3 protein-coding genes are annotated in these 12,234 nt (G+C 68.9%); all 3 read right to left on the bottom strand.

All coding sequences use genetic code 11. The features are described from left to right. Window positions 1–31: 31 nt before the first annotated feature. Window positions 32–715 carry a hypothetical protein gene (locus ACWEFB_RS01560; RefSeq protein WP_452281172.1) on the bottom strand — a complete coding sequence of 228 codons (684 nt, stop codon included), beginning with the start codon at window positions 713–715 and terminating at the stop codon, window positions 32–34. Between the two features lie 85 nt (window positions 716–800). Then, window positions 801–11,450 (bottom strand): toxin glutamine deamidase domain-containing protein, encoded by a 10,650-nt coding sequence (locus ACWEFB_RS01555; RefSeq protein WP_452281170.1) that lies wholly within the window; start codon window positions 11,448–11,450, stop codon window positions 801–803. Window positions 11,451–11,505: 55 nt separating this feature from the next. Further along, the gene (locus ACWEFB_RS01550) at window positions 11,506–12,165 is read right to left on the bottom strand and encodes a hypothetical protein (protein ID WP_452281168.1); all 660 of its coding nucleotides are present in this window, start codon (window positions 12,163–12,165) and stop codon (window positions 11,506–11,508) included. Between the last annotated feature and the right edge of the window lie 69 nt (window positions 12,166–12,234).

The following is a 12,234-nucleotide window of genomic DNA, read 5'->3' as shown; positions in this document are numbered from 1 at the left end:
CACGTCGGGAGACTCCGACCAACGACGCACGCTAGACCACCGAGTCGGGTCTGACCCAGAGTCGTGCCGCACCCGCCAACGCAGCCCGGTGGTACGGCGTCAACTCGTCCCCGGTCCAGAACACCTCCACCTGCGGATTCTTCTCCCCATCCTCCAAGAGTCCGTCCTGCAACTCATGGGTAATACGTGATGAGTGGGTGTCAGGGTCTACCTCTACGAGGTAGACCCGTTGCCCGTCGACGGGCGGACCGTCGGGTCCAAACCGCCAAGACCTCCAGAGGGCAATCGTCTCGTCCTCGCCAGCGATGCTGACGGCCACGACCCCGTCGTCTTTCAGGTCCGTCAGGTCACGAGCGAGGTCGTCCAGGTGGGCCAGGTCAGCCGGCAGCTCAGCAAGAGCAAGCGGATCCCCTCCGGTCAGGTCCAGACTCGGTGGGATACGGTCTCCTGCTGAGAGCAGCACCTTCGGCGGGGCCGGATAGAAGCGGTGGTCGGTCGGGGGTGTGGGTTCCTCCGAGATCCGCACCAGATGCAGCCCTGCCGGAGGGTCCCCCTCGATTCCCAGCGCCACCAGCGTGTAGCGCAGCAACTCTGCCTCGGCGGCCCGCAACGGCAAACCAAGCTCCAACATCGAACCCGAAACCGTATCCGGCAAATAATTCAAATCACCACTGCCCAGCATGCGGCGGGTATGAGTCAACCACTCATCAGGCACCCGACCAGCAAACCGAAACAACAACCGATGCAGACCCCCGTAGACCCGCCGACCCGCATCGTCCAACTCCGACCAATCAGACACGTTATTCCTCTTCCATGATGATGACGTCGTAGTCCTGCGGGGCCTCCGGGATCACACCGCCAGCAACCATCTCGCTCACGGTTCCGTCGAGTTCGGTACGGATCCGTTCGACGAGTTCCGGCACATCCACCCGGCGAGCCCGCGACCAAGGCGGAAGAACCGCCTCTTGGTCCTCCGCGAAGGACGAGAAGACTGATATGTCCCGGGCCTGCCCGCCGGTAAGACGGTAGACGACGAGTATCTTGCGGCCACTTGCCGGGTTCTCTGCCATGAATCGAACAGCAACGTCTAGCCGACTGCTGACGCTCAGAAACTCACGTGCTGTACCAGTCGACCAGATCCGCGACCCATAAATAGGCGAATGCACCGGCGTCATCCAGTCGCCACGGTAAGCGAGCACTGGGGCAGCCGCCGAACCGAGCCTAGGTAGGCGCGACGCGGCGTCGTGCACCATGTCAGAGTGCCAGCGCATCTCGTCGAAGAGGCGGGCGGTCGGCGCAATGAGAGACGCCCGGATCTGTTGCCACGCGATGCTCCGATCCAGTTTCGCCTGCGCACGATCGGCTCGGGCACGGTCTGCCTCTGCCGTACGGCCGGCGGTTCGATGCTCGATCAAGAGTTGATCTGCAATGTCGAATCGGCGGGCGGCATCCGCCCAGTCTTGAGCGAGCGGGCTCAGTGGCGAGCGGGAGTCCAGGTGTCCTTCGCCAAGGTGCAGGACCGGGCGGAGCGCCATCGGCAAGGGCAGTGCCTTCTGGCCCGCCCGCAGATTCTTCAGGTAGTTCGAGACGAGTTCGAGGACCTTGTCCTTCATCCTCCCCCGGACTATCGGCTCGGATACGCCGGCGGTCCAGAGTTGGGTCCGGATGACGTTGTTGATCAGGTAGTGGCTGTGCCGGGTGTACACGGTCAGCGCCATCACGTGCGGTTCCGAGAGTCGTTCACCCAACGAGCGGACCGCCGCCACGTCGCCCGGGTCGATTCCGTTACGGCTCAGCCAGTCGGCGAGGTCCGGATCGGTGACGTGACCGTCACGTAGTTGCGGCCAGAGCCGGGCGGCCGTGTCCCGCACCTTGGGGTGCTGGGTCTCGGTGAACCCGTCCGGGTCGGTGGCATGTTGGAGGTAGAGGGATTCGTGCGGGAACAGACCGTCCGGCAGGATCCGGGTCCGCAGCGTGTGCAGGTCGAGACCGGTCAGGTTCCGGTAGAAGTTCACTGCGTTGGTACGGGCGCTCGGCTCGAGCGCCTGGCGTCCGACGCCGGCGATCTGGGCACCTCTGGCGATCTCAAACAGCGAATGGTCACGGCAGGGCAGCATCCAGCCCATCAGTGCGCCGAGGAACCCCTGCAGCTTCGCCGGGTCGAGACCGAGGAATTTCGCCGCAGTCAGCATGCGGGTGGTGGAGGCGGAGATGCCGTCGATCACAGGAAACCCGTCACCGGCGACCTGTCTGGCCCACCGGCTCCCGGTCGTATCGTGCGCGGTCACCCCCTCCCGCCACGGCAGCGGGGTGTCCGGGGTCAGCGGCCCATCCACCACCGATTCCACGTACGCCCGCTCGAACCGGCCGAGCGGCGCGCCCACGGCGTCGTAGGAGTCGGGGGTCCTGATGAGGCCAAGCCGTTCCAGATCCGTATCTTTGCGGTTGTCCCGCGTCCACTGGCTCTGGAACAACTCTGCGAGATCCCACACGCCGCGCTCGGAGACCATGACGACGTTGCCGGTGCCGAACGGGTCACGGGCAAACCGGAAATTGTGGGGGTCGAACCGCGCCTCAATCCGGCCCAGGATCGCCCGGTGCAGTCGCTCGTCAAGTTGCCGCCTCATGGTGGCGAGCTGGTCGACGTCCAGTCCCAGCTCCCGAGCGACGCTCCACCGCCCGTTGTCGATCACGTGGAGCACGGCGCTCGCCAGCGTGGGCGAAGCCCGGTTGTAATAGGCGGCGTTGTAGAACGCCGTCACGGTCTCCCGGACGTTGCCTTCCGCGAGCAGCTCGTCAAGGGTGACACCGGTGCCGACCTGGCCGGCGCTTCCCTCATCGTCATCGCGGAAGAACGCACCCTCCACCCGCTGCGCATGCGCGGACGCGCTCTCGTCGGCCCGCCGCGGGGTGAGTTCCAGAAGTACGTCCCGCAACCTCCCGACCGCCTCGCGAGCGATGTCGAGGGTGGCGGGGTCGTTGAAGTAGTACTCCCCCACCCGATGCTCGAAGCGGGCCGCCTCATCCGCCCAGCGGGGATCGTTGAAGAACCGCTCGAAGTCGAAGGGAACCCGGACCGCCTGATCACTCGCGGTATCGGTCAATCCGTCGCGCTGCTCCGGCAGAGGCGCGGTCGGTGTCCCCCCGGCCTCCTCCGTTACGCCGCGTACCCGCCCTTCGTCGGCCAGGTCCCGTCGGCCAGCCGGGTCCGCACGATCTTCTGGTACGCCTTCCGGTAGAGGAGGTTCTCCACTCCGTCCAGCGGTCTGCCCAGCTGCGTTTCCTTCTCGATCACCATCAGGCGATCCATCTCCGGAAAGCCAAAGGCGTATTCGACCTCCTGACTGTCCTCCCCGACCTTCTGGAAGTCCACGAGAATCGCCATCCGGACGTCCTTCCCCCCACGACCTGTCTAGATCCTCGCCGGCCCGTCCCGGCGCCACGTTCGCCCAGTCATGCGACCGGTTGGCGTGAGTATGCGCCTCACGGTACGTGGCCCCCGGATGGGCCTGTAGGTAGTTGGACTCGGCGAGTTCGTGCTCCAGCAACACGAGATCGGCGTCCACGTGCCGTCCCTCGCGCAACCGGATCCATGCCTCGGCGATGTCCTCGTCCGGCGCGAACCGCTGGCTGACATGCCCGCCCTCGTAGTCGTCCAGGAGGTGTTCCTCGACCATCAGATGTTGCTTGATCTGGTCGATCTCCGCGCGGGTGAACCCGACCTGGCCGTCCGACCGTTGAACGTCGGCCAGGTGACGGGCGATGTCGGGGACGTCGGAGTTGTCGGCGCGGAACCGGTCGTAGGCCTCTGCTGCCCACTCCATCGCCCGGGTGTCGTCTCGTGGCCTGACTCGCGCCCCGGTCGACTCGTCCGGGGCGGGCTGTGCATCGGTCGGCTCGTCGCGCGTGGGGTGGGCGGTGTCCACCGTCCTCCCCGGTGCGGCCGGGGCGCGCGACTCGGGAGCAGGTTCACCGACGCCGCGGTCCGTCTGGTGCCGGTCGGTGGCGGCGGGCGGTGTCGGCGCGGGTGCGCTGTGGGCACTGCGCGGGTGGAAGGGTCCGCCGTCGCTGACCCGCTGGTACGCCCGCCAGTCGGCACCGAGCAGCGCCCGCTTGCCGAGCCAGCTCGCCTCCGGCCCACGCTCCCCGTTCCAGCCAGCCCTGCTGACCTCGTACGGGCTGGGGTAGCCGGGGGTGCCGAACGCGTGCCGGGCGGCCCGGTCGAGTATGTCCCGGGCGCCTGCCTGCTGTCGGCGGATCTCCGCCACGATCGCGTCCGGGTCGGTCGCACGGTAGAGGGCGCGCAGGGCGTCGATGTCGACCGTGGTGTCACCGGCCGCCCACCGGGCCACCGCGGTCGCGTCCGTGTTCGCGCTGCGGACCTGCATCCCGAGGCGCTGCATGACATTCCGCGCGTGGTGTCCGGTCTCCGGCTGCCAGTCGAATCCGGCCCTCGCCCAGGCGTAGCCGCCGACCGTGGATGCGGCGCGGAGGCTGATGTGGTCAACTCCGGAATAGCTGTACCAGTCCCGCATCGCCCGGTTGAACTCTTCGGCGACTCCCTTGCCGTGAACCGTCGAGGAGACCTTCAACGAGGCGTGCTCGGCGATCAGCTTTCCGTCATGGTCACGGCGGAACTCGCGGACCGCCCGGCCGACATTGCCGCGTTCCGGGTCGATGATCTCGGCACGAACGATCACGCTGTTGCGGTAGACGCTGAAGGTGTGCGGTTCGCTCAGGTCGAGCCGGAGCCGCATGCCGGCGAACTCCAGGCCGCCGAGGTGGCGTGCGAACTCCTCCCGGATCGCGTCCCCCCACCGGGCGATCTCGGCGTCGGTGGACGGGATGAGTTCATCCAGTGACGGCGGACGCCCCTCCCGGTGCCACGGCGGGTCATTCCAGATCTCGTCGTGGGAGCTTTCCGGCGGGGGCGCCGGCTCCGCGGTGGGCTGGCTCGCATCCGGTACGGGGGCCAGGTCGGGCGCAGGCTGTTCCGGCCAGAGCACGTTGGTCGACGTACTGTCGGGCCATCCCTGATCGTGCCGGAGCACGCCCGAGTCCGTCGCGTACGGCTCCGGGCGGGGCGCCGACCACGGATTCGCGGCTGTGTCCGGTACGGCGATGCGGGCCGGCGGGTCGCCGAATCCGAAGAGCTGGCGGAGACCGTCGAGCATCCGCCGCAGCACGCCCGGCTGCTCGGCCCGTGCGACCGGGTCCGGTGCGACACGCTGGTCGGCCCGGACCGGATCGGGGTCGTGGCGCCAGCTGTCCCAGGCGGTCGCGCCACGGTCATCCTGCCAGCCCCGGGTGGCGTCCCTCGACGACTCCGGAGTCGCGTCGGGCGTCTGGTCCGGCCACCCTTCGGGTCCGGAGTACGCCGTCCGGGTGCCGTCGGATGCGGTTACCGGTGCGGAGGTGTCCCATCCGTCTCTGGCCAGATCTGCTGGCCAGTCGGCTGCCCTCGCCTCCGGGCCTCGACGTACTGCTCGATCACCACCGGTATCGGCAGACTCGGATGGACTGTGATCACGCCCGTCCGGTCGATGATGTAGTTCCCCTGGCCGATGTGCATCCCCCGGCCACGCTCCTGTTCCGACAGGATCTCCTGTGCCAGCCAACCGAACTCGAACGGGTGAAGCGCTATCTGCGTGCCGGCCCCGACCAGTCGGGTCATCAACTCCCTCGCCTGATCCTCGGTTATCTCCGGACGCTGATCCATGATCTGTTCCCTCGCTGTTGTTGACACCGCCGTCGGGTTGCCCGACCACGCCTGACGTATCGGGCAGTGAACTGCTGCCCAGGCCATCGCCGCGGATCGACCACAGGGTGTGGGTGGCGGCGACGTAACTGGGCGGCGGCTCGGTCCACGTGCGGCCGTTCTGCGGGTCCCACCAGACCGGGCCGTCCGCGCCGTCCGGGTAGACCAGCACCATGGCGTGCCCGCCCCGACTCTGCACGGCCCCGTTTGCGTCCGTGGCGGGTTGGCCGGTGGAGGAGTCGACGTGCAACCAGTCCATGACGACCACGGCCGACGCTCCCGGACCGGCGTCGGCGACCTGTTGGTGCAGGACCCGGTACTGGTCGGCGATGGCGACGGCTCGGCCGGCGGGGTCGACGGGCATGGTGCTGTCCGGGCCGGTCCAGTTCGCCCCCAGCCAGTCGACAGCACGTCTGGGCCCGTCCGCCTCGCCGGTGATCCGGTCGATCGAACCGTCCGCGAGTCGGTCGGGCCAGCGGGGCGCGGAGACCTCGGGATGTCCGTAGAAGCTGGACAGCGCCGACAGCGAGCAGTCGAGACAGTTGTTGCTCCGGCCGGGCACCTCCGGTCCCCCGTCGTTGACCAGCTGCCCGTACGGATGGTTCGACGGGTTCGCGAGCACGGTGTAGCCGTTGTCGGTCCGAAGGCTGTCGGCCACGTCCCGCTGGTGCTGAACGTCCTCGATCGGCCCGAGATTCGCCGGACCGACCGTCCGGGTCGATGCCAACGGTGGCCTGCCGCCCCCGAGCGGGGAATTGCCCGGACGGTGGCCGGGGTCGACGGGCGCCGTGGGATCTGAAGGAGGGTCCGTGGTCGGGTCCGGTGGCGGTGCGGCGTGGTCCGGTACCCGATCCGTCGGACCTCCGCCTTGCTCGGTGGTCCCGTCCCCGGGGACTCCGGAGTCCTCGCGTTCGATTGCCGGGTCCGGGTCGTTGCCGCCCTCCGGCATCCGTCCCGGCGGTTCCACGAATCTCCGGGCGTCGGCGTCCCACTCGCCGATCACCCGCTCACCGCCGTCGGTGTGGTGGGTGATCCGACCGTCGGCGTGGCTGACGCGGCTGCCGTCACCGAGGTAGACGTCGATCCGACCGACCTGCCCGAGCCGTTGGTCGCCGTCGGCGAGCATCCGGCCCAGTCGGGAACGGAGAGAGTTCACCGCGTTGTCCCGGCCGAGGCCGGCTGCGCGTCCGTCAACGACGATGTCACCGGCGAGACGGGTGCCGTCGGGCTGCGGTTTGAACTTGTCCAACCCGCGCCGGACCTGGTCGTCGACGGCGGACCTGGTGTCCCGGCCGACGTCCTTGTACTCCACCCCCCGGCCCGGGTCGTCGGGTCCGGTTCGCTCCAACGCCTCCAGCGATCGGTACCCGGCGTGGTTGAGCGAGTGTACGGGCAGCCTGGTGACGAGCCTGCCCTCTTCGGCCCGGAGCGCGGCCGTCTCGCGTTCGCGGGCATCGAAGCCCTGCGCAGTGCCGTCGTGTCGGTCGTGAACCCCCGGGGTGTAAGACTCGCCCATGGGTCCGGGCTGCTGCGGGTCCAGTGGTCCGAACCGTTCGGGTGCGAGATGCAGACGCCGTGAGGTTTCCGGGCCGTTCTCGCCCTCGACCCTGCCGTCGCCACCGACCGGGTTCTCCTGGTCGGGCCGGTTGTCACCGCCGGATCGGTGCTCCCCGCCAGGGCCGTTGTCCCCGGTGGGCGACTGGGTGGGATCTTGGCTGCCGACTCCGGTGGTTCCGTCGGCGAGCGGCGCGAATGCCATCCCCCCCTGGCTGCTCTGGACCCGCTCCAGGTCCCAACCCTGCGAGTCGAAGACGTGGGCGGTGATCGGGCCGTGCAGACCTCCCTGCCGGCGCTGGTCGGGCTGGGGGTGGGTGGATTCGGCGATGGCCGTACGGGCCTGCTCGGTCACCTGTTCCGGAGTGAGTTCCCGCAGCTGCGAGACCAGACTCTCCGGCACCGCGCTCGGGTCGATCCGGTAGCGGACAATGAGGTCGTCCACCAGTTGCCGAGGGGTGAGAGCGGCCGTGTCCCGGTACCCGTCCGTACTCGGGATACGGGGATCGACCTGCGGATCCGAAGACCGGAAACCGGTCAGCCCGTGCATGAACCGTTGCTGCACCGAGAACGCCTGGAACTCCCGCTCCAACCTGAGCTGCTGCACCAGCCGACGTGCCTCGGCGCCCGACATACTGTCCCTGACCAGGTCGGAGACCAGGGCCATGTTGGGCTGCATCGCATGCATACCCTCGTGCACGACAGTCGCAGCGATGGCGCTGATCGGCCGAGGTACGGTGATCGACTCACCGGTCACCGGATGTCTTGCCGCACCCGTCGGGTTGACGAAGGTGATGCCGAGGCGTGAGTCGTAGAAACCGCGACTGTTGCCGTTGATGCTCTCCGCGAGATGCGACGCGTCTGCGGGGGACAGGACCTCCGCGGCGTGACGCATGTCCATCGGTACGGTCCGCTCGAAAGTACGCCTGGCGTGGACCTCGAACTCCGGACCCAGCACATCACCGATCTTCGCGATCGCGATGGCCTGGTCGATAACGTGGAACCGGTGGGTCTCGGGGTCGATGGACGCGGACCGGTTGGCCATCTCCACCGAGTTGAGGGGGTCGACGCCGTCGAGGTCCCGCCAACCCGGATCAGCCGGCAGGTCCGGTCGGGTGGGGTGGTGCCAGTTCCGGTATCGGTCGGAGTACTGGTTGACCGAAGAACTGAGTTCGCGCACCTGACGAACCAGGTCGCGGGTGTCGCCGGTGACCCGGGCCCGGGCGGCGCTGTCCTGCAGGCGATCGGCGACCCTCGCGATGTCGTCGAGGTCGCGGAGACGGCCGGCGACCGCATGCTCCGGATAGTTGTCGAGCAACCGCTGCCGGGCCTGGTCGACCAGGTCGCGGACCTGCCGGGGCAGGTCCGCGCCGGTCCGTCCGTCCGGCGACGGGAAGTTGGGGCCGAGGTTGTCGGTCGGACGCAGCTCGGATTCGGTTGCGTGCGTCGCGTCGGGTCGCGGTCCCGTCTCGGCCTCGGGCCGAGCTGCTTCGTCGGGCCGGGCATCGGCTTCGGGCCGCGATGCCGTCTCGGCTTCGGGCCGGGCCGCTCCGTCCGGCCGGGCATCGGATTCGGGCCGCGGTCCCGTCTCAGCTTCGGGCCGCGCCGCTCCGTCCGGTTGAGGCGCTGGCTCGGACCTGCTTCCACCCTCGGGAACGGGGCCGGCCTCGACCTCGGGTCGGGGCGTACCGTTCGGTTGCTGGCCTGCGGTCTCGCGATCGGGCCGAGCCGCGCCCTCGGAAGGATCCGTCCGGTCGACACCCTCCGCAGGATCGGTCCGGGTGGTGCTGTCGGGCTCAGGTGTGTCGGTGGGGGTAGCCGGAGGGTTGGGACTGTGTCCCTCGCCGCGCATCTGTTCGAGCCGGGCGTCGATCTCGGTCGCGTTGAGCGGGCGACGGGTGCCGGTTTCGTCGACTCGGGTGAAGTTCTGCTCGATGAAGCCACGCAGGCGTTCGCCGTACCGGTTGAGGTTTTCCGGGCGGGTGTTCAGTGCCTGCTGTACCAGGTCGGGTGTCAGCGGTGGCGCCGACCCGGTCGTCGGGTCCGCGCCGTCGGGCGACCGGCCGAAGTGCTCGGCGACGCCGTGCGCGTACTGCGTTTCGATCCGCGTTTCGATCCGCTGTTTCCACTCCTGCCAACGCGATTCAGCGCGTCCCGTACCCCCGTCTCCATTGGCTTGGGACGTCGAGGCCGGCGGCTCGCTGCGGGCCGAGTCGGTTCGGGCGCCGTCGGGGGCCGACGGTGTGGTCGAACCGGGTGGTTGCCCGTCGACGCTGCGCTGGTCAGATCCATCCGTGCGGTGGCCGCCATCCACCGAGTCCGGTGGCGGTGACCCGGCCGACCTCTCCGAAGTGGACATGACGCCGTCGGTGGTGGAATCCGATTGGGATGGCGGGCCATCGGCTGTCGTCACCGGGCCGGTCTGCGCCGGCACGTCCGGGTCGCGGGTGCGGTCGCCGTCCGCGACCGTGTGGTCCACTGTCGGGGACGTGGTCGAGTCAGGGGTCGCGGGTGCGTCGGTGCCGGCGGGCGTCTGGATAGGGTCGCCGGTGCCGGTGGTCGGGCCTGCGACGGTCAGGTCCGGCCGGCTGCCCGCCTCGGGTGAGACCGGGGGGTTGGCGTCCGGCGTCGGCGTGGTAGGCGCGCTGGGGGTCGGCGTGGCCGGGGTCGGCGTCACGACGGATCGTTCGCCAGGCGGTGGACTCGCCTGCCCGGGATCGGTGCCGGTAGCCGACGGGGTGGGTGTGGCTGTGGAGTTGACCGTGGAGTCGCGGCCGGTCGAGGTCGATCCGCTGGTCGTCGAGGTTGTCGAAGTGCTCGAACCGGACGATGTCGTTGTGGTGCTACCCGCGGGGGCGGGTGCTCCAGTCGACACGGGTGCTCCGGCGGGTACGGCGGGCGTCGTCCGTGCCCCGGTCGTGGCAGTCGCCGCGCCCGCGCCGGTGTTGGAGACGCCCGTCGCTGCCGAGGCGGGTGTGTTCGTCGCCGGTCCCGACGGGATGCCCGCCGGAGTGGGCAGGACCGCTTGAGTGGGCAGAACCGCAGGCGGAGCGAGATTGCTCGGCGCCGGCGTGGGCGCGTTCGTGTTGCCGAACAGGTTCCGGGCGCCCTGCCCGACCGTGGGGGTGATATCCGGCCGAGCACCGGGGCGCCGGCCCTCACTGACGATCTCACCGATCAGCGCCGCCGGGGTGACGGCGCTGAGCAGGTTGTCCAGCGTCATCCCACTGTAGAGGTGGTTGCGCTGCGCCCAGTCGGCCAGGCCGGCCGCGTCCAGGATGCGGTCCCGGCCGTACTGCAGGACGTTGTCGACGGTCTGGCCGAGGCCGAACGCGACAGCCTCCATGACCCGGCTGTGGATCCCGAGGGTCAGCGGACCCCCGATCGCGCCGGCGATGAAGCTGTCGACCAGCTCGACGCCGAACCTGGTCGCCCAGCCCTCGGTGAACGGATCGTGGCCCTCGGCGGCCTGTATGAGCAGGATCCCGCCCTTGATCCCGCCCATCACACCGGCGTACATGATCCCGCCACGCAGCGCGGCCCGCCCGGCGTTCCTCGCGAGATTCTGGGTGAACTGCCGTACGCCGGCCTTCACCGTCTCCTGCCAGAGCTTCGTGACCAACTGACGGGCCAGTTGCACGATGGACTGCCTGGCGGTGACGATCGCGACCAACCCGGCCACGCCGCCGATGCCCGTCCAGATCGTGAGGATGGCCTGGATCAGCGCAACCGCCATCATCACCAGCGTGACGACGGCCATCCACTTCATGGTCTCGATCTCGAGCGCCTTGGCGTGCACCGTCTGCTGCACCGCGCCGAGCAACTCGGCCATGCCTGCGGTCTCGGCGAAGTACGCCTGGAACTGCTCGCGGGCGACCTGGGCCGCCCCGTCGCCCTGCCACGCGTCGAAGTCGCCCAGGTAGTCCTGCAACTCCTCAAGGTGGGCGCCGTAGAGCTCAGCGGCCTGCAGGTAGGAGTCGGCGAGGTCGAACAGGCGGCTGTGCCGCGCCTCCGGCCACTGCGTGATCATGTCGAGGAAGTCACCGAGTACGGGGATCCACTCGTTGATCTGGATCATGCACTGGCGTACGGCCTCCAGGGCGGCGTCTGCTCCGTCCTCCGCGACGTTGTCGCCCAAGTGAACCTCCCCTCGATGTCCCGGGTCCCCCAGTGCGTGACCGCCCTGCTGTCACTTACGGACGGCTGACGTCTCTCGCGACGTACTCCCGCAGCCAACCGACTTCATGGCCGGGTCCACCGGCCACGTTCCAGCGCAGGACGTCAACCTCGCCCTTGACGTCCAGGTGGTAATGACAGGAGTGGAAGGTGATTTCGACCCGTCCTGCGACCTGGCGCACGCTCGGCGGGCTCAACAGCTCCGGGTCCAGGAACGGAAACTCCGCCAGGATCTGGTCGACGCTGTGGACCAACCAACCGGCCTTCGTGAACGCGCTCGCGGCCTGGGCGGCGACCACGGGGCGGTCGATGTCGGGGCCGGAGTAGAACTCGGCCAGCAGTTCCGCGTAGGCGAGCGGGTCCAGGTCGTCGCCCAACCGGCTCCCCAACCCGCGCATGGTGGCCTGGTCGTTGACGTGCAGCACCCCGCCGTCGCGCTGCAGGATCAGACCGAAGGTACGCGACGCGGCGTCCTCGACGGCATCGTCCAGGACCAGACGGAATGCCTGGTCGACCCAGGGCTCCCGGGCAATGAGCCAGTCGGCGGGCTGGGCGTCGTACCAGCCCCGGTTGGTCTTGATGGCCACGCTGTCCGGCCAGTCCCGCCGGTTGACGACATTCTCGTGCGGGGTCAGGATGTAGCGCTCCACGGCAGCGGTCAGCCGGTCCCCATCCACCAGACACCTCCCTGTCACTGCAGCCACCTGACAATGGCGCTCATCGTCACACGCGTTCACCGACGATTC

It is taken from the genome of Micromonospora sp. NPDC004704 (assembly GCF_053601675.1).
The sequence above is the reverse complement of the archived record's forward strand: the minus strand, read 5'-3'. Positions and strand labels throughout refer to the sequence as shown.